Genomic DNA, 24436 nt, shown 5'->3' with positions numbered 1-24436 from the left:
AGGATGTTATGGAACACATTACATTGTCATTTCCTGCCAGCCGCACCTTCAGCGGTAAAGCTCTGGCAGGCGTCGTAGGTTCCGGTGATATGGAAGTGCTGTTCACCGCAGCCGCCGGGGAAACCCTCAGTATTGATATCACCACCTCCGTGGACAACAGCACCCGCCGCTGGAATGCGCTGTTCGATCGCCTGAATCTGATCAACGGCCTGCCTGCTGGCAAGCTGATCATTCACGACTTCGGCGCAACGCCCGGCGTGGCGCGCATTCGTATCGAACAGGTATTTGAAGAGGTGGCTCATGCGTAACGATCGCAGTTTTATCGAATTACGGGCTCGCGAGCGCGCCAGAACCCTGCTGGATGACGGCAGCTACCGCGAGCTGCTGGATCCGTTCGAAGGCATTATGTCGCCGTGGCTCGCGCCGCAGGGCGTTGTGCCGCAGTCCGACGACGGCATGGTGGTGGCGAAAGGCACCATTAACGGCCAGCCGGCGGTGGTGATTGCCATCGAAGGCACCTTCCAGGGCGGCAGCATGGGCGAAGTCTCCGGGGCCAAAATGGCCGCCGCGCTCGAGCTGGCGGCAGAAGATAACCGCAACGGCATTCCGACCCAGGCGGTGCTGTGCCTGGAAACCGGCGGCGTGCGCCTGCAGGAAGCCAACCTTGGCCTGGCAGCCATTGCCGATATCCACGCCGCGATTGTCGATCTGCGCCGCTACACGCCGGTGGTCGGCATCATTACCGGTACCGTTGGCTGCTTCGGCGGGATGTCCATTGCCGCCGCCCTTTGCAGCTACCTGATCGTCACCCGCGAAGCGCGTCTTGGCCTCAACGGCCCGCAGGTTATCGAGCAGGAAGCCGGGATCGAAGAGTATGACTCCCGCGATCGGCCGTTTATCTGGAGCATGACCGGCGGCGAAATCCGCTATGCCAGCTGCCTGGTCGATGCGCTGGTCGATGACGGCGTCAACGCGGTGAAAACCGCCATGAACGACGCCATCGCCAAAGGCGTTCCGGCACAAAACCGCAGCGACAAATATGCCGACTTCCTGACCCGTCTGAGCAACTTTGACACTCGTCAGCAGGCCGATACCGCGCAGATCAAACAGCTTTTCGCCGGGGAGGTGAAATGATGACTCAGTCCAATAGCCGTGGAGCCCTGTGGCTGGAAAAACTGGCGCCAAATGCGCCGCGCATGACTGGCCTGAGCCCTTCAGTACAGGTCGCCGACGGTGAGCTGAACAATGAGACCGTGCGCTTCATTGCCGTGGTGCCCGATGCCAATAATCACTATCCGCGCGCCGCGAAAGGCGAAGTGGGCCTGCTGGAAGGCTGGACGCTGGCAAAAGTGGTGAATGAAACCATCGATGCCGACGCGAACCGCGACGTGAAGCGGCCGATTGTGGCGGTCATCGACGTCCCAAGTCAGGCCTACGGACGCCGTGAAGAAGCGTTCGGCATTCATCAGGCGCTCGCCGGTGCCGCCGGTGCTTACGCCAAAGCGCGCCTGGCGGGCCATCCGGTGATCGGTCTTATCGTCGGCAAGGCGATGTCCGGGGCGTTTCTGGCGCACGGTTATCAGGCTAATCGCCTGATTGCCATCAACGATAAAGGCGTACTGGTGCATGCGATGGGCAAAGAGTCCGCCGCCCGCATCACCCTGCGCACCGTCGATGCGCTGGAAAAACTGGCGGCGACCATTCCGCCAATGGCCTATGACGTCAGCAGCTACGCCACCCTCGGCCTGCTCTCCGATCTGCTGAATCTCAGCAACCCGGATGCGCCGTCCGATGCCGACCTGGCGCTGGTGGAGCTTACCGTGCAGAAAGCCATCTCGGATGCACGTAAAGATCCCAGCCTGAAAAACCGTCTCGGCGCGGAGAATCGCCGTAGCTCTGCCCTGGTGCGCGAACGGATGCGCGCCAGCTGGTAACGGGCAACATCGAAGTACGTAAAAAAAGACCTGCCGAAAGCAGCAACCGTCGGGCGCAGCATAGCGCCCACGGCAAGCTGCTTTTAGAAAAATAAAAACATCGCAATTAGCCCAATACGCTAAATCATTCAAGTTGGATCAAGGCGGCAACTGAGTGAATCCCCAGGAGCTTACTTGAGTAAGTGACTGGGGTGACAAATCTGTCAGGAACAGATTTGAACGCTGCTCGCAGCGGCCCTGATAAGGGTGAGGCTCACGGATGAGCCGAATAACGAAGCAGTCAACGCAGAGGCAGCTTGAAGGATGACGCGTATTTCTTTTTCTTACTACAGGTGATCTATGACTTATGTAATTGTTCATGCCCTTGCGCCGATTTTTCTGATCATGCTGCTGGGCTTCTGGGCCGGCAAAGCCAAAATGGTCGACAACAAAAACGTGTCGCTGCTCAATATCTTCGTAATGGACTTTGCCCTGCCCGCCGCGCTGTTCAGCGCCACCGTGCAGACCCCGTGGGCAGGCATCGTCGCCCAGTCGCCGCTGATTGTGGTGCTGACCGGCGCGATGTGGATCACCTATGCGGCGATCTACTTCCTGGCCACCGGCGTCTTTAAAAAGACCCCGCAGGATGCCGCCGTGCTGACCCTCACCGTGGCGCTGCCGAACTATGCCGCGCTTGGCCTGCCGATTCTCGGCAGCGTGCTGGGTGAAAGCTCCGCGACGTCGCTTTCCGTGGCCGTCTCCATCGCCTGCGGCTCCGTGCTGATGACGCCGTTCTGTCTGCTGATTCTGGAACGTGAAAAAGCCCGCGCCGCCGGTGAAAACAGCGGTTCTACGCTGGCGATGCTGCCGGTGCTGATGTGGCGTTCGCTGAAAAAACCGATCGTGATGGGCCCGCTGCTCGGCGTGATCCTCTCGGCAATTGGCATCAAGATGCCGGATCTGGTGCTGGCGGCAATCAAACCGCTCGGCCTCTCAGCCACCGCGGCGGCGCTGTTCCTGACCGGTGTGATTCTGTCTGCCCGTAAGCTGAAGCTGAACGCCATGGTGAGCATTGCGACCATCACCAAGCTGCTGATCCAGCCGTTTATCGCGTGGGCTATCGTGCTGGCTTTCGGTCTGCACGGCTCCGTGGCAATCACCGCTATCCTGATGATCGCGCTCTCTGCGGGCTTCTTCGGCGTGGTGTTCGGTAACCGCTTTGGCGTGCAGTCGCCGGATGCAGAAGCCGTGCTGCTGTTGAGTTCCGTTCTGTGTATCCTGTCGCTACCGCTGTTCATCACTTTAACTTCAGGTATCTGATATGACATTCACCTCGCGCCCTCACGATTTGCTGTGGCTGAAAAGCCGCGACGCCCTGCTCAACGTCGAGGAGGCGTGGGTAGCCAGCCAGTGGCAGCCGGGCCTGCCCGTGGTCGTGCGGCGCGACGTGAATGACAGCGGCGATATCCCGGTGGGCGTGCGCGGCATAAAGCGCGAACAGCGCGCGGCCGGATGGGTAAAAGCCGAATCCGTTGCCCGCATCGTCACGCCGGAGGCGCTGGTCGAACGCCAGCGCCTGCTGCACTCGCCGTTTGTTTCCCAGCCGCCCGTTCAGGCGGCTATTTTGCTGACCACCTTTGCGTGGCCGTGGATCTGGGGCATTACCGGCAGTACGGCCTATGCCCTTGCCACCGAAATTCCCGTGCTGCACGCCGACAGCGATCTCGATTTACTGATTCGCGCTCCTGAACCGCTGACCGACGACGAACTGCGGCAGTGGCAGGCGCAGGTGGAAAAGCTGCCGTGCCGCGCCGACACCCAGATTGAAACGCCCTTTGGCGCGTTTGCGCTCAACGAATGGCTGCGCGAAGGACGCGTTCTGCTGAAAACCGCCACCGGACCGCAGCTCACCGCGACGCCGTGGCACAGGGAGTCATGATGAAAATCCTCTTTACCTTTCCCGGCCAGGGCACCCAGCGCCCGGGAATGCTGCAAAACCTGCCCGACGGCGAGGCCGTTCTTGCCGAAGTCCGCGCCGTACTTGGCGATGAAGCCAACTTGCTCGACACTGCCGACGCGCTGAAACATACCCGCGCGGTGCAGCTTTGCCTGCTGATTGCCGGCGTGGCGTGGGCCAGAGAGCTTATTCGCCACGAAGTCAAACCGGATATCGTCAGCGGCCTGTCGATTGGCGCTTACCCGGCAGCGGTAGTCGCCGGCGCGCTGGACTTTCACGACGCGCTGCGCCTCGTCGCCCTGCGCGGGGAGTTAATGGAGCAGGCGTATCCGCAGGGCTACGGCCTGACGGCTATTATTGGCCTCACGCTGAATCAGGTTGAAAAACTGATGGCGGGAAGCCACACCTTCATTGCCAACCTCAATGCCGAAACGCAGATAGTGATTGCCGGCCGGGATGAGGATATGGCGGAGGTTGCGAGAAAAGCGCTGGCCGCCGGAGCCAGCAAGGCGGCCCGGCTTGCGGTAAGCGTACCGTCGCACTGTGCTTTGCTGGATAAGCCAGCGGCAGAATTAGCTCAGGCGTTTGAATCCGTGACGTTGTCACGACCATCGCGGGCGTATCTTAGCGGATCCACCGGCCGCGTGCTGTGGGAACCGCAGAAAATCGCCGCAGATTTAGCCTTCAACATGGCGCGCACCGTACAGTGGCAGGACGCCATGCTAGCGGCCAATCAGCGCGACGCGCGGCTGGCGATTGAGATGCCGCCCGGCAGCGTATTGACCGGGCTGACCTACCTCGCAGGCTGGCAGGGCGACGCCATCTGCATGGAGCGAAACAGCGTTGAAGTGGCGCAGCACCTGGCGAAGCGCCTCAGCCGTTGAGGCTGCGGGCGTACATCCGCCCTTCCGCCGCCAGCGCCAGCAGGTCCGCGTCGCGTTCGCGATGGTGGGAATAGACAATCGAGATCAGCTGGCGCATCTGATAGGGTTCCGCCAGCTTTAGCAGCTGCACGTCGTTTTCGTAGACCTTTTTCATCCGCCCGGGCAGCAGCGCAAAGCCGACGCCGGCCTGCACCAGGCTTATCATCGAAAAGATGTCGTTGACCCGGGTGACGATTTCAGGCTCGAAGGCGGCAACCTGAAAGGCCTCCCTGAAGCCCGCGTAGGTGGCAAATCCTTCCGCAAGCGAAACGAATTTACGGTCGGCATAGTCGCGAAGGTCGGCCGGTTTTGCGGTATCCAGCCGTTCGGCCGCCGGCGCGGCGAGAAAAATATCGTCTTCAAACAGCGGCACCACGTCAAACGCGGTGTCGCTGAACTCCCCCTCGTTGGTGGCGATAAGGATCGCATCCAGGGCGTCGTCTTCCAGCATATCCAGCAGCATCTGGTTGGAGCCCATCGTCAGGTCCAGCTCCAGCTCGGGCCGCCGCAGCTTCATTCCCATGATGATCCGCGGGACCGTCTCCAGCGTGAGCGAATAGAGCGTGCCGATGCGCAGCCGTCCCTGGCCGACGCCGGCGACCTTTCGCGTCGCCTCCAGCCCGCGCGTCATCAGCGTGGTAACGTCCTGACAATACTCCAGCAGCGTCCAGGCCGCCGGCAGCGGCAGCAGGTTGCGTCCCTTATGCACAAACAGCGGGCAGCCCACCCCCTCTTCGAGGGTATGCAGGGCCCGGTGGACGCTGACGCCGCTGAGCTGCATCGCTTCGGCGGTTCTGGCGATATTGCCTTTGGTCATAAACATCATAAATACCGCCAGCTTACGGAAGGTAATATCCTGGCTAATGTCATCTTTCATTGCGCTGCACTCCCTATTTCCGCCGCGGCTCACTATTTATCGAGTGAATTCAAGCCAGTATAACCGTAACGCCGGTAAATGCTTTAACGCAGAGCAAGGAATGGCCGAACGGGCCTTGAGGCGGCGCAGGGGCGGATAAGGCAAAAAAAATGCCGGTCAGCTGCTGAGCTGACCGGCATGACGCGCGCGGGCGGAGTTAATACGGCGGCTACAGCGCCATATCGTGCTGCGGAGATTCCGCAGGCTTAAGCTCGGCAGACGGCGCGGCGGCGGCCTGGGAGTGGGTCATATCAATCACCGGCGGCTTGGTCAGCTGCAGCGTTGCGGCGGTATCGTCCCACACCTGCTGGGTCAGCGCCGGGCTGTCGTTCAGCTTCTGACCATAGCTCGGCACGATCGCGTGGATGCGGCTCTGCCACTCTGCGGAGCTGAACTGCTGCGGGAACATCTGCTTCAGCACGTTCAGGGTAATCGGCGCGGCGGTAGAGGCGCCCGGAGAAGCCCCAAGCAGCGCGGAGATGGTTTTCTGCTCGTCAACCACCACTTCGGTTCCCAGCTTCAGGATCCCGCCCTTCTCGGCGTCTCTTTTAATGATCTGCACGCGCTGGCCTGCCTGAATCAGCTTCCAGTCCTCTTTACGCGCCGCCGGATAGTACTCTTTCAGCGCCGCAAAGCGGTCGTCGTCGCTAAGCATCACCTGGCTCACCAGGTATTTGACCAGATCGAAGTTGTCGAGACCAACGTGGGTCATCGGCAGGACGTTATCGGTAGTGGTGGTGCTCAGCAGGTCGAAGATCGAACCATTTTTGAGAAACTTAGTTGAGAAGGTGGCGAACGGCCCGAACAGCACCACGCGCTTGCCGTCAATGAAGCGGGCGTCAAGATGCGGAACCGACATCGGCGGCGCGCCGACCGAGGCCTGGCCATAAACTTTTTGCAGATGCTCTTTGGTCACCGCCGGGTTTTCGGTCATCAGGAAGGAGCCGCCCACCGGGAAGCCCGCGTAGTTGTCAGCTTCCGGAATACCGGTCTTTTGCAGTAATTTCAGCGCGCCGCCGCCGGCACCGATAAAGACATATTTCGCGTCAATCGTCTGCTCGTCGCCGCTATTAACGTTCTTAATCGTCACGTGCCACGAATTATCGGCATTACGCTTAAAGGCGGTAACTTCAGAGGAGGTTTGCAGCGAGAAGTTATTACTTTTCTTCAGGCTGCCGATCAGCTGACGGGTTATTTCGCCGTAGTTGACGTCGGTCCCGACCGGGGTCCAGGTGGCCGCTACTTTTTGCTGCGGATCGCGCCCTTCCATCACCAGCGGCGCCCACTGTTTAATTTGCGCATGGTCGGTGGAGAATTTCATTCCCTGGAATAAGGCGGTTTGCTGCAGCGCGGTATAGCGCTTTTGCAGATAATCCACGTTATCGCCCCAGACGAAACTCATGTGCGGGGTGGAGTTAATAAAGGAGTGCGGGTCGCGCAAAATGCCGCGCTTGACCTGCGCCGTCCAGAACTGACGGGAGATCATAAACTGCTCGTTGATATCCAGCGCCTTGCTGACGTCGATAGAGCCGTCCGCACGCTCTGGCGTGTAGTTCAGCTCCATGTTTGCCGAGTGGCCGGTACCGGCATTGTTCCAGCCGTTCGAGGACTCCAGCGCCACGCCGTCAAGCTTCTCTACCATCACCTGCTTCCAGTCCGGCTGAAGTTCCTGCAGCCAGGTCCCGAGCGAGGCGCTCATGATCCCGCCGCCAATCAGCAGAAAATCAGTTTTCTTTGCAGCGTCGGTATTTGCGTAGGTTGCCGTACTGACGAACATCGCCAGCGCGGTGAGGGATAAGATCGAGTTTTTTATTGCAGGCATAATAGAATTATCGCATAGCATAATGAAATAAGTGCAAACATGTTAACGCACTTTCATTATATTTTAAAATATCATTTACATTTTCCGCACAGTTAATCAATTATTTGATTTCACTTTTTTAACTTAAAAAACCAGGAAATGATTAATGAAATTAAAACGGGTCAACGCAGGGCGATAATTAGAGGGCTGGCGGCACATGCGCCGGTTTATTTAGTTACATAAGGCAAAAAATAGCGGCGCGCGGAAATATAGCGCGCCGCTGATCATTAACTCTGCGACTCTGCCAGCTGATGCGTTTTATTGCGTAACGCAATGCGCAGATGATCGTTGTTTTCCATCAGCAGCTCCCGCGCCTGCCACGCGTCAAGCCCGGCGAGCAGCATCAATATCGCCGTTCGACAGTGCTGGTTGCAGGCGGCAAGCGCGGCTTTCGCCTCGCTGCGCGAACAGTCGGCGGCCTCCATAACGATGGCAATTTGCCGTTCAGCCCAGCGCGGGCTGGTGGCCTGCAGATCGACCCGCAGGTTGCTGAAGACCCTGCCGCCGCGAATGGCCAGCCCGGTGGTCAGCATGTTGAGCAGTTGCCGCTGCGCCAGCTGCGCTTTTGGGTTACCAAACCCCGCCACCGCTTCCGGGCCGGTTTGCGGCGCAACGATAATATCGGCCAGCTGCGCCGCTTCGCTATCCGCATGCTGGGTCAGCACCGCCACCGGCGCACCGAGCGACCAGGCGTGGCGCATCGCGCCCCACACCCACGGCGTTTTGCCGCTGACCGTCAGCGCCAGCAGCATATCGTTATCGCTGAACCGCAGCGCCTGCAGCTCAAGGGCGCCGAGATCGTAGTCGTTAGCGGCCGTTTCCATCTCCTGCAGCGCCGCCGCTGGCCCGCCGGCAATGAGCCCAACCAGGGAGTGTTTCTCCTCGGGCGCAAACTCGCTGACCGCCTGCAGGGCCGCGCGGCCGGATGCGCCGGCGCCGACAATCACCAGCCGCCCTCCGCGGCTCAGGGTTGCGGCGGCGTTATCGACCAGGCGGGTCATGTCTTCCAGGCAGGCGTCGATGGCGTTGGCAATCTGCCGGCCGTCGGCGTGCAGCAGCGTGAGCATGTCATAGGTGGTGAGACTATCGATGCGGCGGGTATCAGGGTGGCGTCGTTCCGTCATTGAAGCGGTTGGCTTACTGCTCATAAAAACCTCCATTTAAATAACTCCGTATTTACTATAGGGATATTTAACCTCGCCTCCTGCGAGTGGGGTCACGCTTCCCGGCTCCCGGCGGCGGGATTATTGCTTTTTTACATGCCTTTAAGAAATTCACACCTTCAGCGATAATAGGCCTTCGCTGTTTACCCTGGGGTTGTTATGAACGAGTTAGCGGAGCAGGAACCGCCCGCACGCAGGCGCCGTAAGAGCATGAAGCTGAGTACCGCCGTGACGCTGATGATTGGCAGCGTGCTGGGATCGGTGCTGCTGCTGGTGTACGCGCTGTGGTTTATCCAAATCAGTGATACCACCCGCGACGGGCTGAAGGACACCGCCCTGGCGGTGGCGCGAACGCTGGCCGATATGCCGGAAGTAAAGCGCGGCCTGACCCTGCCGGCGGACAGCAATATTATTCAGCCGCTGGCGCAGGCGATCGTTCGGCGCAACGATCTCCTGTTCGCGGTGGTTACCGATATGCAGGGTATTCGCTACTCGCACCCCAACGGCCTGATCATCGGCAAGCGGTTTATCGGCGATGACATTAATCCCACCCTGCAGGGAAAGGAGAACGTTGCCGTCAACCACGGCGTGCTGGCCCCCGCCCTGCGCGCCTTTACGCCGGTCTTTGACGCGAACCATCGGCAAATTGGCGTGGTGGCGATCGGCATTTCGCTCAGCAAGGTCGATACCCAGATCGCCAACAGCCGCTGGGACGTCCTCTTTACCGTGCTGTTCAGCGCCCTGGTCTGCGGTATCGGCACCTGGAGCCTGGTTCGCGGCCTCAAGCGCGTGCTGCTCGGCCTTGAGCCGCAGGAGATCTCCACCCAGTTCCAGCAGCGCCAGGCGATGCTGCATTCGTTAAAAGAGGGCGTGGTGGCGGTCGATACCGAAGGACGCGTGACCCTGATCAACCCCGCCGCGCGCGAAATGGTGTTCAGCGGCCCCGATAAAACCCTCGCCCATACGCCGCTGCTCGCCGATCTGCAGGAGGTCCTGCGCACCGGGAGGCCCATTTACGACCGCGAGCTCGGCTGCAACGGCCTGCTGCTCATCAGCAACACCGTGCCGGTGCGCAGCCAGAATGCCACCGTCGGCGCCATCAGCACCTTCCGTGACAAAACCGAGGTCAGCCAGCTGCTGCAGCGCCTCGACGGCATGGTCAACTATGTGGATGCGCTGCGCACCACGTCCCATGAGTTTATGAATAAGCTGCACGTGATCCTCGGCCTGCTGAATATGAAAAGCTATGACAAGCTGGAGGAGTACGTGCTACAAACCGCCCATAATTATCAGGCGGACATCGGCGAAATCCAGCATCGCATCAAATCTCCGGTGGTCGCCGGCTTTTTGATTGGTAAAATCCAGCGCGCGAAAGAGCGCGGGTTTAGCCTTAGCCTCGCGGAAGAGAGCCTCGTCCCCGACTGCCCGAACGAAAAGCAGATTACCGTGCTGGTCACCGTGCTGGGCAATTTGATTGAGAACGCGCTGGACGCCATGAGCGGCCAGCACGAGGGCGAAGTCAGCCTGTTGCTACACTATCAAAACGGCTGGCTAAGCGGCGAGGTGAGCGACGACGGCCCGGGGATCCCGGAGGCCAATATCGACGCCATCTTTAATAAAGGCTTCTCCACCAAAGGCGAGAATCGCGGCGTCGGCCTGTTTCTTGCCAGCCAGCAGCTGCGCGAACTGGGCGGGACGCTTGCCGTCGAGTCCGAACCCGGCGTATTTACCCAATTTTTTGTTCATCTTCCCTGGGATAGTAAAAGGAACAGTGCGTGATAAATGTATTAATTGTTGATGACGATGCCATGGTCGCCGAGCTGAACCGCCTGTACGTGGCGAGGATTTCCGGTTTCCGCTGCTGCGGCACCGCATCGACGCTGAATAAGGCCCGGGAGATGATTAACGACGGCGAGCTGGAGATCGATCTGGTGCTGCTCGACGTCTATATGCAGCATGATAGCGGCCTGGATCTGCTGCCGACCATTCGCGCCTCCGGCCGCGCCATCGACGTAATTATGATCACCTCCGCCGCCGATGCCGCAACCGTACAAACGTCGATGCACTACGGCGTTATCGATTATCTGATTAAGCCCTTCCAGTTCCCGCGTTTTGAGGAGGCGTTAACCGCCTGGCGCGAGAAAAGAAAGCTGATGACCGGACAGACATATTATGAACAGGCTGACGTTGACCGCCTGCTGCACGGCGACGCGCCGGAAGCCACCGACGCGCGCAAGCTGCCGAAGGGGCTCACCTCGCAAACGCTGCGCACGCTGTGCCAGTGGATCGATGCCCACCCGGCGACCGAGTTCTCCACCGACGAGCTGGCGGTGGCGGTGAATATTTCCCGCGTCTCCTGCCGCAAATATCTGATTTGGCTGGCACAGATTAATATCCTCTACACCAGCATTCACTACGGCGCCACCGGCCGCCCGGTCTATCGCTATCGGCTGGTCGCCGAGCAGTACGGCCTGCTCAAGCAGTACAGTCAGTGAGCCGATAGCCGCTATCCAGCAGCTGAAAGCGAAAGCGGCGCTGCGATGAGAGGATCACTTCGCGATTTTTAGTCACAAAAATCGCTTCAATATCCTCCCGTTGACGCAGCGCCGCGCGCCCCTTCTCCACGCCCAGGCCGTAGATCAGGGTGGTCCAGATATCGCCGTCGAGGGAGTCGTCAGAAATGATGGTCACGCTCTCCAGCTCGTTATCCAGCGGATAGCCGCTGCGCGGGTCGAGAATATGGTGCCAGCGCCTGCCGTCCTGCTCGAAATAGCGCTCATAGATGCCGGAGGTCACCACCGACTGGCCGCTCACCGCAATCGCGCCCACCAGCTCGTCGGATGCGGCAAAGGGTTTTTTCAGCCCAATGGACCACTCCCCGAGGGTATGCACGTTCCCCCCGAGATTAATCAGCGCCGCGTCGACGCCCTGGCGCCGCAGGTCATCGCGCACCCGATCGGCAATGTAGCCTTTGGCAATAGCGCCAAGATCGATCTCCATGCCCGGCTGGGCAAGAAACACGCTGCCCGCCGCCTCATCGAGGATCACATCCTGCGGCCGGGTCAGCGGCAGGCGGGCGGCAATCTCTGTCGCCGCCGGCACGCTGCGCCCCTGAAAGCCGATGCGCCAGAGCTTGACCAGCGGGCCAATCGCCAGGTTGAAGGCGCTATCCCGCATCATGCTGGCGGCCTTCGCGCACTGTATCAGCTGGAACACCGGGCGGCTGACGGCCACCGCATGGCGACCGGCGGCATGGTTAATATCCATGACCTGCGACTGAGCGCGGTTGACGGTAAGCAAGTCTTCATAGCGTTTAATTAACTGGAAGGTACGTGAGGCGAGTTGCTCATCGTGACGCAAGAGCTTAAGCAGAATGGGTGAACCCATTAACACGGCGGAGTAGCTATAGACGCGACTGTCGTCAGACATGGTTGCAGCTCCTGTGGATGACCCCGGCGCGCGGCCGGGGCAAATCGCTAAATGTTATCCTCTGGCGCGTATTGCCGCCTGGTGGCCTGCCAGGGTACCAAAGATAATGATATCCGCCACCGCATTGCCGCCGATGCGGTTGCCGCCGTGGATGCCGCCGACCACTTCCCCAGCGGCATAGGCGCCAGGAATCGGCTGCTGAGCGGTATTTAACACCGCGGTCGCGGTATTAATCGTCACCCCGCCCATGGTGTGGTGAACGCCCGGGGCGATGCGGATCGCGTGGAACGGCCCTTCGTTTATCGGCGCCCGCAGCGCGGTGGTGCGGCCAAAATCTTCATCGCGCTGGGTTTCAACAAAGCCGTTGTAGCGCTCAAGGGTAGCAAGGAAGGCATGGTAATCCATCCCCAGCTTCTCCGCCAGCTCGCGCGGGGAGCTGGCGCTGGTGGCGAGCCCTTTGGCGATGTATTCATCGGCCGCCTTGTTTTTTGCCCGCACGTGCTCGTCAAAGACGATCCAGGCGTACTGCTCCGGCAGCGCGATAATCGCCGCCGAGACTTTATCGCGGGTCGCCATTTCGTTGTAGAAGCGCTGACCGCGCTGGCTCACCAGAATCGCCCCGCCGCCGCGAATCGACTCCGAAATCAGGTATGAGGTCTTCTGCTCAACGGTCGGGTGGATCTGGATTTCGCCCATATCCACGGTGCCGGCGCCGATGCGCTCCAGCAGCGCGATGCCGCCGCCGGTCGCCCCTTTATGGTTGGTGGTGACAAAGCCGGCGAGGTCCGGACGGTATTTGACCACCATCGCGCTGTTGGCGCTGAAGCCGCCGGTGGCGACCACGATGCTCTTCGTCTGCACCTCAATGCGCTCCTGCTCGTCGTTCAGCAGACGCACGCCGCTCACCTCATCGTTGGTCATCAGGATCTCTTCGACCGACGTATCCAGCATCACGTCAATCCCGCGTTTGCTGATATTGCGCACCAGGCCGCTGATCAGATAGCCGCCGACCGCCGACCCGTCGCGCGGACGGTGGGTTCGGTCAATGCTCATTCCGCCGGTGGTGGTGATGTCGTTAAGCATGATCCCGCGACGGGCCAGCCACTCGATCGCCTCGGGGGCGTTCTCCACAAAGCGGCGCAGCAGCTCAGGGTTGTTTTTGTTATGCCCGCCCTTCAGGCTCTCCGCAAAGAACAGCTCTTTGCTGTCCACAATTCCTTTTACCCGCTGGAAGCGCGTCTCCGCGGCGTTCATCCCGGCGGAGGCTTTAATGGTGTTGCCGCCGATAGTCGGCATTTTTTCAACGATCAGCACGCGGGCGCCTTCATCGTGGGCCTGAATCGCCGCCGCCAGACCCGCGCCGCCGCTGCCGACCACCACCACGTCGTAGCTTTTCACCGCCCGATCGTCGCCGCCTTCCTCAACTGCCAGCGCTTTGCTCGATTTCAGCATCGCTTTGGATACCGCTTTTTTCACCGCTTCGCTTTGGCTGGTGGCGCCGGAGATGGCGTCAACGTGCGGGGTGTTGGCGGTCAAAATACGCTCGCGGATCTCTTCAAAGCTGGTGGTGAACTCCACGGTCTGTACCGCGGCAGAGGCCAGCTCAACGTCAGCGATACGGTCGTTCTCAAGGCTGACGTGGATCACCAGCTCGCCGGCCTCATCCTGTACGCTTTCGACAAAGACGCCGGGCTTAAACTTCGCGTCGCCCATGCTCATATCGCGGATCATCGCTTCCACCAGCGAGAAGCGCCACAGCGGCTCCGGAATATGCAGCGCTTCGCGGCGGGTGCTGTCGATAAACAGCTCCAGGTTTTCACCCTCGGCAACGCGGTCGGTCCAGTCCGGGTAGGCGATGCAGGCCCGTCCGACGGCGATCAGATCGTAGCCGTGATCCAGTCCCTGCTCGGCGTCCGCGGCGTTGACAACCCCGCCAACGCCCATCACCGGAATCTCCGCGAGGCTGGCGGAGCGCAGCGCGCAGTATTTTTCAATCAGCGGCGTCGGATCGCGGGTATCAACGATGGAGGGACGCAGCGAAGCGCCCACCGAGAAGTGCAGATAGTCGAGGCCCCGCGCCGCCAGCTTTTCCAGCAGGTAGAGGGTGTCGTCAAAGCGGATGCCCGGCTCTTCCAGCTCTTCCGGCGAGAAGCGGTAGCCGATAATAAAAGCATCGTCCGCGTACTGGCCGGCCATTTTATGGGTGATATCCAGCACCGCCAGCGGGAAACGGGCGCGGTTGTCGCGGCTGCCGCCCCAGCAGTCGTCGCGCTGGTTAGAGTTCGGGGAGTAGAACTGCTGGATAAGATAGGTATTGGCGCCGTGGATTTCGACGCCGTCAAAACCGGCCTGAATCGCGCGGCGAACGCCGTCACCGAATTTCGCGATGGTCTCCTCGACTTCCTCTGTACTCAGCGCGCGCGGCATCGCGGCGCCGTCGCGCGGGGCGGCCAGCGCGCTCGGCGCGACCGGCTGGCGGCCGCCGATAAGCTGCGGGTCGACCATGCGGCCGCCGTGATAGATCTGCAGGATGGCCTTCGACCCTTCCGCCTGGATGGCTTCGGCAATTTTGGCAAGGCCGGCAATTTTTTCATCACTGTCGATACCAATGGCGCCAGGGAAGGCCAGGCCATAGTTATCGATAAAGCAGCACTCGACGATGATGGTCCCGATGCTGCCCGCACGGGCGCGGTAGTACTCTACCAGCTCGCTGGTGACCGAGCCGTCATAATAGCCGGTACAGGTGGTCATCGGCGCCATAAACAGGCGGTTTTTTAGCTCAGTTCCGTTTGGCAAGGTAAAGGGCTGCAAAATACGTTGATTACTGGTCATAGTAATACTCCAGATTTTAAATATTGAAATTCAGAATTCGCTAAGGAATTTATTTTTGGTTGTGTTTTTAATTCCTGTTTTCATGTTAATAATATAGCGAATTTTTTAGTTACCAAATCACTTACGTTAGTTAAAAAACTATTTAATACTCACAATAACATCACTACTCCTATCGTATTATTATTTTAAAATACAATGTTTACACAAAGCATAATACCGATAACAAACAAGACACTTTTGTTAATGAAAATAAAATTACTAATTCCCATTTAAAACAATAAAAATCAACACTTTAAATCAAAACATCTTGTTAATCACACGCTAAAAATCGACTAGAATTTAACATTTAGCGGTATTTTATACAAATAACCCCTTTATCCCACAGGGTTATTGCGCAAAATAAAAAAAACGCCAGACCCCTGGATTTATTGATCTCAATCAATTGCAATTCGACATCAAAGAGCAATATATAAATAACAAACGAATTTAATTTAGCGCCCTAAAAAATGCGTTAAATAACCGTCACGGTGATAATAAAAACCAACGATTAATAACTAAAGAAAGTTTTGAAATTAAAGAAAGCGAAAAAATCACCGATGGCTCAACCTTATTTTTAACTACTTGCAGATACTCATTATGAAAGAGAAAAAGACAACCATATCGCCTGCCGGCGCAGCCAGTCCTAAGGCTGCTGATAAGCGTCGTCTGCTGATGATGGCGCTGCCCATTATCGTGGCCGTAATGCTGCTCTTCGTCCCGGTGCCTGACGGCCTGCCGCCCTATGCCTGGCACTACTTCGCCATTTTCGTTGGCGTGATCGTCGGCCTGATTTTCGAACCCCTCCCCGGAGCGGTGATCGGCATCACAGGGGTAGTGGTTATCGCCCTCTGCAGCCAGTGGCTGCTGTTCGACCCGGCACAGCTGGCGGACCCCAAATTCAAGCTGGCCGGCGCCTCATTTAAGTGGGCGGTCAGCGGGTTTGGTAACTCTACCGTGTGGCTGATTTTCGGCGCCTTTATGTTTGCCGCGGGCTACGACAAAACCCAGTTTGGGCGCCGTCTGGCGCTGATTCTGGTGAAGTACCTTGGCCGCCGCAGCCTGACGCTGGGCTACGCCATCACCTTTGCCGACCTGCTGCTGGCGCCCTTCACGCCGTCGAATACCGCCCGTAGCGGCGGGACCATTTACCCGATTATCGCCAACCTGCCGCCGCTGTATGGCTCTAAGCCTAACGACCCTAGCGCCCGCCGCATCGGCTCCTATCTGATGTGGGTCGCCATTACCGCCGCCTGTATCACCAGCTCGATGTTCCTTTCGGCGCTGGCGCCTAACCTGCTGGCGCTGGCGCTGGTGAAAAGTATCGTCGGTATCAATATCTCCTGGGGCACCTGGTTCATCGCCTTCCTGCCGGTGGGCGTGCTGCTGATTGCGGTGATGCCGCTGCTGGCCTACTGGTTCTATCCGCCGGAGGTGAAGATCAATGATGAAGTGCCCCTGTGGGCCGCACGCGAGCTGGAAAAGCTTGGCCGCCTGTCGCGTAATGAAATTCTGCTGCTGGTGTTTGTCTGCTTCGCGCTGACGATGTGGATCTTCGCCGCCGAGTGGGTTGAGCCGGCGCTGGCGGCCCTGCTGGTTATCGTTCTGATGCTGTGGACCGGGGTCCTGTCCTGGAACGATATCACCAATAATAAAGCGGCATGGAATACCTTTGTCTGGTTCGCCACCCTCGTGGCGCTGGCGGACGGCCTCTCCTCTACCGGCTTTATCGCCTGGCTGGGTAAAGAGGGCGGCGCGCTAATGAGCGGCATCTCGCCGGGCGTGGCAACGGTCGTCCTGCTGCTGGCGTTCTTCCTGCTGCACTACCTGTTTGCCAGCACCACCGCCCATACCACCGCGCTGCTGCCGGCGATGCTGACCATCGCCTCCACCATTCCGGGAATGAATATGCAGGTGTTCGTGCTGCTGATGGTCACCTCGCTGGGCATTATGGGGATCATCACCCCGTACGGTACCGGCCCAAGCCCGATCTACTACGGCAGCGGCTATCTGCCGACCAAAGACTACTGGCGCCTCGGCACCATCTTCGGCGCCATCTTCCTGGCCGCCCTGCTGCTGATTGGCTATCCGTGGATGTCCATGATGTTCTGATTCACAACCGTCGGGGTTACTCCCGGCGGTTTTACTCTTAGGGAGCTTAAACAATGTCGACTAAACCGTTTGTTTATCAGGAAGCGTTTCCGCTGGCGAAAGATGAGACTGAATACTATCTGCTGAGCAAAGAGCACGTCAGCGTCGCCGGGTTCGAGGGCGAGGAGATTCTCAAGGTTGCGCCTGAAGCGCTCACCCTGCTGGCCCAGCAGGCCTTCCACGACGCGGCCTTTATGCTACGCGTCTCCCACCAGCAGCAGGTGGCATCAATCCTGCTCGACCCGGAAGCCAGCGAAAACGACAAATACGTCGCCCTGCAGTTCCTGCGTAACTCCGAGATTGCCGCTAAGGGCATTCTGCCCACCTGCCAGGACACCGGCACGGCGATTATCATGGGTAAAAAAGGCCAGCGGGTGTGGACCGGCGGCGGCGATGAGGCCGCGCTGGCGCAGGGCGTCTACAACACCTACATTCAGGACAACCTGCGCTATTCGCAGAACGCTGCCCTCGATATGTATAAAGAGGTCAATACCGGCACCAACCTGCCGGCGCAGATTGACCTCTATAGCGTTGACGGCGACGAATACAAATTCTTGTGCATGGCAAAAGGCGGCGGTTCGGCCAACAAAACCTATCTCTACCAGGAGACCAAGGCGCTGATCACCCCGGCGAAGCTGAAGGACTACCTCGTCGAGAAGATGCGCACCCTCGGCACCGCCGCCTGTCCGCCGTACCACATCGCTTTTGTTATCGGCGGGACCTCTGCGGAATCGACGCTGAAAACCGTGAAGCTGGCCTCCACCCACTATTACGACGGTCTGCCAACGGAGGGCAACGAGCACGGCCAGGCGTTCCGCGACGTGCAGCTGGAGCAGGAGCTGCTGCTGGCCGCCCAGGAACTCGGCCTCGGGGCGCAGTTTGGCGGCAAGTACTTTGCTCACGACATTCGCGTGATTCGCCTGCCGCGCCACGGCGCCTCCTGCCCGATTGGGATGGGCGTCTCCTGCTCCGCCGATCGCAACATTAAGGCTAAGATCAACCGTCACGGGATCTGGATTGAGAAGCTGGAAAGCAATCCGGGCAAATATATTCCGGAAGCGCTGCGCCAGCAGGGTGAAGGCAAGGTCGTCAACATCGATCTCAATCAGCCGATGAGCGACATCCTCGGACAGCTTTCCGCCCATCCGGTTTCAACGCGCCTGTCGCTGAGCGGCACGATTATCGTCGCGCGCGATATCGCCCACGCGAAGCTCAAGGAGCTGCTGGATAACGGCGAGGCGCTGCCGCAGTACGTTAAAGATCACCCGCTCTACTACGCGGGTCCGGCCAAAACCCCGGACGGCTACGCTTCCGGTTCGCTGGGGCCGACTACCGCCGGGCGCATGGATTCCTACGTCGATTTGCTGCAGTCGCACGGCGCGAGCATGGTGATGCTGGCAAAAGGCAACCGCAGCCAGCAGGTAACCGACGCCTGCCACAAGCACGGCGGCTTCTACCTGGGCAGCATCGGCGGCCCGGCGGCGGTGCTGGCGCAGCAGAGCATCAAGAGCCTCGAGTGCGTGGCCTGGCCGGAGCTGGGAATGGAGGCTATCTGGAAAATCGAAGTGGAAGACTTCCCGGCGTTTATCCTGGTGGATGACAAAGGCAACGACTTCTTCCAGCAGATCCAGAACAAACAGTGCAGCGGCTGCGCCCGACGCTAGATTCGTCGATGAGTTAAGAGGTATTCCGTTCACCGAACGTTGGGCAGAACATGCGGCCCCGCTGCCAGGTGACCGGGTTAAGGGGAAGATAACCCTCTTCCCCTTAACAATCCCCGCGGTCCCGCACGGAAATCGGTGCTGCGCACTGCGCTCACCTCCCGGCCTGCAGCCTGCGGTCGGCTCAACTCGACCTGCTCGCCCGTTCCGGGGCTCGCTCCTGTCTCGATTCGCCTCTTGCCGCCATCCCTGGCGGCCAGCCCTTGTCTTGCGGCCTTCGGTTCGCCGATTTCAGCGGGGAGCAAGGGCCCCGCTGCAAGCCTTTTCGCCACCTGACGTCCATCGTTGCGGATAGCAACAATGATTCAAACCATGCGGTGACCATGCGGACAGGCCGCTTTTATCGCCTCAGGCATCCGGTGAACGGAACACCGCTAAATCGACAGGCACATTTTTTATCACCCCGCGGCTAGTGACCGGCGGACGGCGCACCCGGCGCTCCGGCGCGGCTGAACGGCGGACGGGCAAACCAGATAACCACGATCAGCGCCATAAAGCCCCAGCCTAACACCCAGAAATAGTCGATGGTCGACATCATATAGGCCTGCTGCTCGATAGTTTTATCGATCAGCGCCATATGCTGCTGGGTCGCTCCGCCCATCTTCTCCACATAGTCCACCGCCGCCGGATTATAGGCGGAGACGCTTTCGGTCAGGTTGGCATGGTGGAACACCTCCCGCCGCGACCAGATCCAGGTGGTCAGCGAGGAGGCAAACGAGCCGCCCAGCACGCGGAAGAAGGTTGCCAGACCGGAACCCTCCGCCACCTCCGCCCCGCTGAGGTTCGACAGTACGATGGTGGTGATCGGCATAAAGAAAAACGCCACGCCGATCCCCATAAACAGCTGCACTTCGGCGATGGTGCGAAAATCGACGTCGGTGTTGAACTGCGCGCGAATCAGGCAGGAAGCTCCCATGGTCAGGAACGAGAGCGAAGCCAGAATACGCAGATCGAAATTATTGGCGTAGCGGCCAATAATCGGCGTCATCACCAGCGGCAGCACGCCCATCGGCGCGGCGGCAAGCCCGGCCCAAATGGCGGTGTAGCCCATCTGGGTTTGCAGCCACTGCGGCAGAATAATGTTGATGGCAAAAAACGCCGCGTAGCCCAGGGTCAGCGAGATCGTACCGATAGCAAAGTTACGGTCCTTAAACAGCTGCAGGTTGACTATCGGATGGCGCTCGCCCAGCTCCCAGATAACGAACGAAACCAGCGATATCGCCGAAATTACCGACATAATGACGATATGGATTGAGGCGAACCAGTCGAGGTCGTTGCCTTTATCCAGCACCACCTGCAGCAGCCCGACGCCAAGCACCAGCAGCGCAATGCCGATGTAGTCAATCGGCGCGTGGGTGGTGGTCTCTTCACGCTCGCGCATCTGCGTCCAGACCACAATCGCGGCAAAGATGCCGATCGGCACGTTGATGTAGAAAATCCACGGCCAGGAGTAGTTATCGGTGATCCAGCCACCGGTTATGGGGCCAACAATCGGCGCCACGACCGTCACCATCGACAGCAGCGCGAGCGCCATGCTGCGCTTGCTCGACGGGAAGATAACCAGCAGCAGCGTCTGGCACATCGGGAACATCGGCCCGGCGAAGAAGCCCTGCAGGGCGCGAAAGATAATCAGCTCGGTCATGCTGTGGGCAAACCCGCACAGGAACGAGGTCAGGGTAAACAGCACTACCGAGCCGATAAACAGCTTTAGCTGACCGAAGCGCCGGGTAAACCAGCCGGTCAGCGGCAGCGCAATGGCGTTACACACCGCAAACGAGGTGATAACCCACGTCCCCTGATCGGCGCTCACCCCGAGGTTGCCGGCGATCGTCGGCAGCGCCACGTTGGCAATCGTGGAGTCCAGCACCTGCATAAACGTGGCCAGCGACAGCGCGAGCACCGCCAGCCACATATTGGGCGGCGTAAATGCGGCATTATCTTGCATAACGTCTCTCTTAACGGGCGCCGGCGGCTACCGCTTTGCTGTTGTCATGAAGGATTTTAGCCACCAGCTGGTCCGCCTGTTCCAGCGGGTTCTGATACACATCCGTGGTGAAACGCGGGGCGCTAACGGTTTGCTGCGGCAGCAGATGACCGTCGGTATCGCGAATATCAACACGAACGTTCATCGACAGCCCCACGCGCAGCGGGTTTTTCTGCATATCATGCGGGTCCAGCGTGATGCGCACCGGCAGACGCTGGACGATTTTGATCCAGTTGCCGCTGGCGTTCTGCGCGGGCAGCAGCGAAAACGCGCTGCCGGTGCCGATGCCCAGGCTCTCAATGGTGCCGTGGTACTCCACGTCGTCGCCGTAGAGGTCCGCGCTCAGCGTCACTTTCTGCCCCAGGCGCATTGCGCTCATCTGGCTCTCTTTGAAGTTGGCATCGACCCACACCTCATTCAGCGGCACGATAGCCATCAGGGTAGTTCCCGAATCGACGCGCATACCGAGCTGGACCGCGCGTTTGGCGACGAAGCCGCTGACCGGCGCAACGATGGTGCTGCGCGAATTATCCAGATAGCGCTGACGCAGCGTGGCTACCGCGCTTTTAATTTCGGGATGGCTGTCGATAACCGTGTCATCAACCATCGCCGTGTTGGTGCGTAACGCCTCCTGAGCGGCGGCTAAGTCGCTCTGCGCGCTGGTGACCGCGTCGCGATAGTGGGAGAGATCTTCCGCAGCGATGGCGCCGCTCTGGTAGATTTTCTGCCGCCGGGCGTAGTCGTTTTGCGCCGTCTGCAGGGCGACCCTTTTCGCCGCAACCTGCGCGCGGTAGTTATCCGCCGTGCTGTAGAGCCCGCGAACCTGGCGCACGGTGTTGGCCAGATTGGCTTCCGCCTGCTGCAGCGCAATTTCGGTATCGCTCGGGTCAAGCAGCACCAGCGGCTGCCCCTTCTGCACAAAATCCCCCTCGTCCACCGTGACCTGGGTCACCGTGCCGCCGATTTGCGGAGTGAGCGTCACCTGGTTGCCGTTAACGTAGGCATCATCAGTCGATTCATAGTAGCGGGCATACAGCAGATACCATGCCACGCCGCCGCCGGCGGCAAGCAGCAGAATAATCAGTAAAATAATAAAGTTGCGTTTGCGCTTGCTGCCGCGCTCGGCGTGCTGTGCAGGTGTGGTTTCCATCTTGTGCGGACCTTCTTGAATACGTTAGCGATGAGGAGCAACAATTTCGTCTGGCAGCATTTTTGTCATTAGCTCTACCAGTAAACGAGACTCGTCGGGGGTCAGTCGGGCGGTAAGGTCGCTGATGATTGACGCCAGCGCTTCATTAACAAAGCGCTCGCAAATCAGCTCGCCTTTGCCGGTCAGCGCCAGCACGACCTGCCGCTTATCCTGCGGATTAGGCGAACGGCTGATGAGATCGCGCTTGACCATCCGATCCACCATGCGGCTCATCGCCCCGGCGTCCATGACCAGATTTTTACTGATCTCAACCGGACTGGTGACGCCCTTATAGATGCTGATCAGCACCTTAAACTGCGCGGCCGTGATATCCATGCCGGAGAAGTACTGGCTAATAAGCTGATCTTTATACTGGTTTGCCAGATGGATTAATAAACCCAGATGGAACTTGTTATTGATAATACCCGGATGCTTATTCATGATATTTGCCTGGTCAATAATTACAAATGAAATTACTGACCAGGCATTTATTTGTCAATGCTGTGTCAAGAAGATCGCACATTTTGTCAGGATGGGGCGTCCCCTGCCGCTTCCCGGGCACCGGCACGCTCCTGCAGGCGAGTCTTGAATTCGCCTGACCCTCGGCTATGCTCAAAGCAGGTTCAGGTCAGTCACTGCCTTAGAGCACCTGAAAAATAACAATAATTCTCTCTTTCCGGGTGCGGCTTATGAACAGAGTACGGGCGTTGTTTTTGGCATGGTTTACGCTGCTGCTGGCGCTTCCGCTCCACGCCGCCGAGCCGCGCGAGCAGCCAACGGATCGCGAGCGGGCGCGTACGGTATTTATCTTCCACCAGCCGATCGTCATGCTGCAGGCAACCTTCGGCCAGACCACCCCCGAAGAGCGCGTGCTGCGGGTACGTAATACTCTGCGCGCCTTCACGGAAGCCGATATCAGCCAGCCGCTGCAGGTGGTGCCGGTTACCCGCTACAACCTGCCTGGCCGCCTGTTTATGATGAACAACAAACCGGTGATGCTGCTCAGCCAGGCCGATCTTGATGAAGGCGACGATCTGACCCTCGATCAGGCGGCCCAGCGCGCGCTCACCCGGATTGAGGCGCAGCGGACCTCCCTGCGCGAACAGTACAACCGCTCATATCTGCTGCTGTCGGTCGGCAAAACCCTGGCCGGGGCCCTGGCGCTGGCCCTGCTCTATTACGCCGCGTACCGTTCGTGGCGGCGGGTGCGGCGTTTTTTCAATCTGCGCATTCTCGAGAAACGCAGCTGGATCCCGCAGAACTGGCGGCGCTTCCTCGGCAATATTGAAACCCGGCTCTATGCCCTGCTGATGGTGCTGCTCGGCACTCTGGCGCTTTACGTCTGGCTGAGCTGGGCCTTCGGCCTCTTTCCGTGGACCCGCGTGTGGAGCGAATCGCTGGGCGACTGGTCGCTGAAAGTTATCCAGGAGATTGCGCTGTCCATAATCTCTTCGCTGCCCGGCCTGCTGATTGTGCTGATTATTTTCCTGATAACCTGGTTTATTATCCGCCTGGTCAAGGTGCTGCTCGGCCAGGTTGAAGCCGGCCGCCTGCATATTCCCGGCCTGCACCCGGAGACCGTCGGCGCCACCCGCAGGCTTATCTCCGCGGCAATCTGGCTGTTTGCCCTCTCCGCCGCTTACCCTTTTCTCCCCGGAGCTAATTCGCTGGCCTTTAAGGGCATCAGCGTCTTTTTCGGCCTGATGTTAACCCTGGGATCAACCGGCATCATGAATCATGCCATGAGCGGGTTGGTACTGATTTACTCGCGCGCGCTGCACAAAGGGGACTGGATCCGCATCGCCGGCGATGAGGGTCAGGTCAGCGAAATCGGCATGCTGGCTACCAAAATTCAGACCCGTGAAAATTACATCGTCACCGTCCCCAACGCGGTGGTGGTGAGCGGCAAAATCATTAACCTCAGCGCGCAGAACCCCGGCCAGGGGGTCAACCTGACCGTTAGCGTGACGATTGGCTACGATACGCCGTGGCGCCAGGTCTGCGCCCTGCTGGAGCTGGCGGCGCACCGCGCTGAAGGCATCGACCCTGACCTGCCGCCAAAAGTGCGCAAGCTGGCGCTGATGGACTGGTACACCTCCTACGAGCTGCAGGTACGGCTGCTTGCCGAAACCACCGTACCGGAAGGGCGTAATGCGCTGCACGGCAGCGTGCTGGACGTGTTCAACGAGTTTAACGTGCAGATAATGTCGCCTAACTTTGTCCTGCAGCCGAAGGAGCCGGTGGTGGTGGCGAAGGAAAACTGGTACGCCGCGCCCGCCGCTGCGCCGGAAGAGATAAACAAAAAAGAGGGTTAACGCGAGGAGAGCCGGCCGCAAACGCTCGCGGCCCGGCCTGAGAACG

Annotated in this window: 19 protein-coding genes; 11 read left to right on the top strand and 8 right to left on the bottom strand. The window is 59.2% G+C overall.

What is annotated here, in order from left to right:
- The first annotated feature begins 8 nt into the window (after nucleotides 1–8).
- The 6 genes from mdcC (at nucleotide 9) to mdcH (ending at nucleotide 4754) form a co-directional block, all read left to right on the top strand.
- On the top strand, nucleotides 9–308 hold the full coding sequence (gene mdcC, locus HCK03_RS12330; RefSeq protein ID WP_041145768.1) for a malonate decarboxylase acyl carrier protein: 300 nt from the start codon (nucleotides 9–11) through the stop codon (nucleotides 306–308).
- Nucleotides 301–1134 (top strand): biotin-independent malonate decarboxylase subunit beta, encoded by an 834-nt coding sequence (locus HCK03_RS12325; protein WP_167691649.1) that lies wholly within the window; start codon nucleotides 301–303, stop codon nucleotides 1132–1134. Before mdcC ends, HCK03_RS12325 begins: the two co-directional genes overlap by 8 nt.
- On the top strand, nucleotides 1134–1934 hold the full coding sequence (gene mdcE, locus HCK03_RS12320; protein WP_167692434.1) for a biotin-independent malonate decarboxylase subunit gamma: 801 nt from the start codon (nucleotides 1134–1136) through the stop codon (nucleotides 1932–1934). Before HCK03_RS12325 ends, mdcE begins: the two co-directional genes overlap by 1 nt.
- Before the next feature lie 339 nt (nucleotides 1935–2273).
- Entirely contained in the window at nucleotides 2274–3233 is a 960-nt protein-coding gene (locus tag HCK03_RS12315) for an AEC family transporter (protein WP_167691648.1), read from the top strand.
- A 1-nt stretch (nucleotide 3234) separates the two neighbouring features.
- Nucleotides 3235–3852, top strand: a complete 618-nt coding sequence (locus tag HCK03_RS12310) for a malonate decarboxylase holo-ACP synthase (protein WP_041145771.1) — start codon at nucleotides 3235–3237, stop codon at nucleotides 3850–3852.
- A complete protein-coding gene (gene mdcH / locus HCK03_RS12305; protein ID WP_167691647.1) occupies nucleotides 3852–4754 on the top strand; it encodes a malonate decarboxylase subunit epsilon in 903 nt (300 codons plus the stop codon). The genes HCK03_RS12310 and mdcH overlap by 1 nt, the downstream gene beginning before the upstream one ends.
- Here mdcH and HCK03_RS12300 read toward each other — a convergent pair.
- The 3 genes from HCK03_RS12300 to HCK03_RS12290 form a co-directional block, all read right to left on the bottom strand.
- Nucleotides 4744–5670: a LysR family transcriptional regulator gene (locus HCK03_RS12300; RefSeq protein ID WP_076946840.1), complete on the bottom strand. Its 927-nt coding sequence runs from the start codon at nucleotides 5668–5670 to the stop codon at nucleotides 4744–4746. The two genes, mdcH and HCK03_RS12300, sit on opposite strands and share 11 nt — an antisense overlap.
- A 208-nt stretch (nucleotides 5671–5878) precedes the next feature.
- Nucleotides 5879–7486: a malate dehydrogenase (quinone) gene (gene mqo, locus HCK03_RS12295; RefSeq protein WP_234578961.1), complete on the bottom strand. Its 1608-nt coding sequence runs from the start codon at nucleotides 7484–7486 to the stop codon at nucleotides 5879–5881.
- Between the two features lie 311 nt (nucleotides 7487–7797).
- Nucleotides 7798–8718, bottom strand: a complete 921-nt coding sequence (locus tag HCK03_RS12290) for an N-acetylmuramic acid 6-phosphate etherase (RefSeq protein ID WP_148250025.1) — start codon at nucleotides 8716–8718, stop codon at nucleotides 7798–7800.
- Nucleotides 8719–8892: 174 nt separating this feature from the next.
- Here HCK03_RS12290 and HCK03_RS12285 point away from each other — a divergent pair, with 174 nt between their 5' ends.
- Nucleotides 8893–10512 carry a sensor histidine kinase gene (locus tag HCK03_RS12285; protein ID WP_123552230.1) on the top strand — a complete coding sequence of 540 codons (1620 nt, stop codon included), beginning with the start codon at nucleotides 8893–8895 and terminating at the stop codon, nucleotides 10510–10512.
- Entirely contained in the window at nucleotides 10509–11228 is a 720-nt protein-coding gene (dcuR, locus tag HCK03_RS12280) for a two-component system response regulator DcuR (RefSeq protein WP_041145775.1), read from the top strand. The genes HCK03_RS12285 and dcuR overlap by 4 nt, the downstream gene beginning before the upstream one ends.
- Here dcuR and HCK03_RS12275 read toward each other — a convergent pair.
- The gene (locus tag HCK03_RS12275; protein ID WP_167691646.1) at nucleotides 11209–12162 is read right to left on the bottom strand and encodes an FAD:protein FMN transferase; all 954 of its coding nucleotides are present in this window, start codon (nucleotides 12160–12162) and stop codon (nucleotides 11209–11211) included. The two genes, dcuR and HCK03_RS12275, sit on opposite strands and share 20 nt — an antisense overlap.
- A 54-nt stretch (nucleotides 12163–12216) precedes the next feature.
- Nucleotides 12217–14994 carry a flavocytochrome c gene (locus HCK03_RS12270; RefSeq protein ID WP_167691645.1) on the bottom strand — a complete coding sequence of 926 codons (2778 nt, stop codon included), beginning with the start codon at nucleotides 14992–14994 and terminating at the stop codon, nucleotides 12217–12219.
- A gap of 636 nt (nucleotides 14995–15630) precedes the next feature.
- Here HCK03_RS12270 and HCK03_RS12265 point away from each other — a divergent pair.
- Together HCK03_RS12265 and fumA are read left to right on the top strand one after the other, a co-directional pair.
- Complete coding sequence (locus HCK03_RS12265; RefSeq protein WP_041145778.1) at nucleotides 15631–17142, top strand: anion permease; 1512 nt, start codon at nucleotides 15631–15633, stop codon at nucleotides 17140–17142.
- A gap of 53 nt (nucleotides 17143–17195) precedes the next feature.
- Entirely contained in the window at nucleotides 17196–18845 is a 1650-nt protein-coding gene (gene fumA, locus HCK03_RS12260) for a class I fumarate hydratase FumA (RefSeq protein WP_167691644.1), read from the top strand.
- A 466-nt stretch (nucleotides 18846–19311) separates the two neighbouring features.
- On the opposite strand, the gene HCK03_RS12255 is transcribed toward fumA, so the two are convergent.
- From HCK03_RS12255 to HCK03_RS12245, 3 genes are read right to left on the bottom strand one after another with little or no spacing between them, the layout of a single operon-like run.
- Nucleotides 19312–20847, bottom strand: coding sequence for a DHA2 family efflux MFS transporter permease subunit (locus tag HCK03_RS12255; RefSeq protein ID WP_167691643.1), 1536 nt, complete (start codon nucleotides 20845–20847; stop codon nucleotides 19312–19314).
- Nucleotides 20848–20857: 10 nt separating this feature from the next.
- Nucleotides 20858–22036, bottom strand: coding sequence for an efflux RND transporter periplasmic adaptor subunit (locus tag HCK03_RS12250; protein WP_041145781.1), 1179 nt, complete (start codon nucleotides 22034–22036; stop codon nucleotides 20858–20860).
- A gap of 24 nt (nucleotides 22037–22060) precedes the next feature.
- On the bottom strand, nucleotides 22061–22516 hold the full coding sequence (locus tag HCK03_RS12245; RefSeq protein WP_041145782.1) for a MarR family transcriptional regulator: 456 nt from the start codon (nucleotides 22514–22516) through the stop codon (nucleotides 22061–22063).
- A gap of 248 nt (nucleotides 22517–22764) precedes the next feature.
- On the opposite strand from HCK03_RS12245, the gene HCK03_RS12240 reads away from it, so the two are divergent.
- Complete coding sequence (locus HCK03_RS12240; RefSeq protein ID WP_167691642.1) at nucleotides 22765–24390, top strand: mechanosensitive ion channel family protein; 1626 nt, start codon at nucleotides 22765–22767, stop codon at nucleotides 24388–24390.
- The last annotated feature ends 46 nt before the right edge of the window (nucleotides 24391–24436 follow it).

The sequence above is a fragment of the Klebsiella terrigena genome (genome assembly GCF_012029655.1).
Lineage (GTDB): Bacteria > Pseudomonadota > Gammaproteobacteria > Enterobacterales > Enterobacteriaceae > Klebsiella > Klebsiella terrigena.
The sequence above is the reverse complement of the archived record's forward strand: the minus strand, read 5'-3'. Positions and strand labels throughout refer to the sequence as shown.

Coding starts and splice junctions, on each gene's coding strand:
- mdcC (WP_041145768.1), top strand. CDS start 9: ATGGAACACATTACATTGTCATTTCCTGCCAGCCGCACCTTCAGCGGT.
- HCK03_RS12325 (WP_167691649.1), top strand. CDS start 301: ATGCGTAACGATCGCAGTTTTATCGAATTACGGGCTCGCGAGCGCGCC.
- mdcE (WP_167692434.1), top strand. CDS start 1,134: ATGACTCAGTCCAATAGCCGTGGAGCCCTGTGGCTGGAAAAACTGGCG.
- HCK03_RS12315 (WP_167691648.1), top strand. CDS start 2,274: ATGACTTATGTAATTGTTCATGCCCTTGCGCCGATTTTTCTGATCATG.
- HCK03_RS12310 (WP_041145771.1), top strand. CDS start 3,235: ATGACATTCACCTCGCGCCCTCACGATTTGCTGTGGCTGAAAAGCCGC.
- mdcH (WP_167691647.1), top strand. CDS start 3,852: ATGAAAATCCTCTTTACCTTTCCCGGCCAGGGCACCCAGCGCCCGGGA.
- HCK03_RS12300 (WP_076946840.1), bottom strand. CDS start 5,670: ATGAAAGATGACATTAGCCAGGATATTACCTTCCGTAAGCTGGCGGTA.
- mqo (WP_234578961.1), bottom strand. CDS start 7,486: ATGTTCGTCAGTACGGCAACCTACGCAAATACCGACGCTGCAAAGAAA.
- HCK03_RS12290 (WP_148250025.1), bottom strand. CDS start 8,718: ATGAGCAGTAAGCCAACCGCTTCAATGACGGAACGACGCCACCCTGAT.
- HCK03_RS12285 (WP_123552230.1), top strand. CDS start 8,893: ATGAACGAGTTAGCGGAGCAGGAACCGCCCGCACGCAGGCGCCGTAAG.
- HCK03_RS12275 (WP_167691646.1), bottom strand. CDS start 12,162: ATGTCTGACGACAGTCGCGTCTATAGCTACTCCGCCGTGTTAATGGGT.
- HCK03_RS12270 (WP_167691645.1), bottom strand. CDS start 14,994: ATGACCAGTAATCAACGTATTTTGCAGCCCTTTACCTTGCCAAACGGA.
- HCK03_RS12265 (WP_041145778.1), top strand. CDS start 15,631: ATGAAAGAGAAAAAGACAACCATATCGCCTGCCGGCGCAGCCAGTCCT.
- fumA (WP_167691644.1), top strand. CDS start 17,196: ATGTCGACTAAACCGTTTGTTTATCAGGAAGCGTTTCCGCTGGCGAAA.
- HCK03_RS12255 (WP_167691643.1), bottom strand. CDS start 20,847: ATGCAAGATAATGCCGCATTTACGCCGCCCAATATGTGGCTGGCGGTG.
- HCK03_RS12250 (WP_041145781.1), bottom strand. CDS start 22,036: ATGGAAACCACACCTGCACAGCACGCCGAGCGCGGCAGCAAGCGCAAA.
- HCK03_RS12245 (WP_041145782.1), bottom strand. CDS start 22,516: ATGAATAAGCATCCGGGTATTATCAATAACAAGTTCCATCTGGGTTTA.
- HCK03_RS12240 (WP_167691642.1), top strand. CDS start 22,765: ATGAACAGAGTACGGGCGTTGTTTTTGGCATGGTTTACGCTGCTGCTG.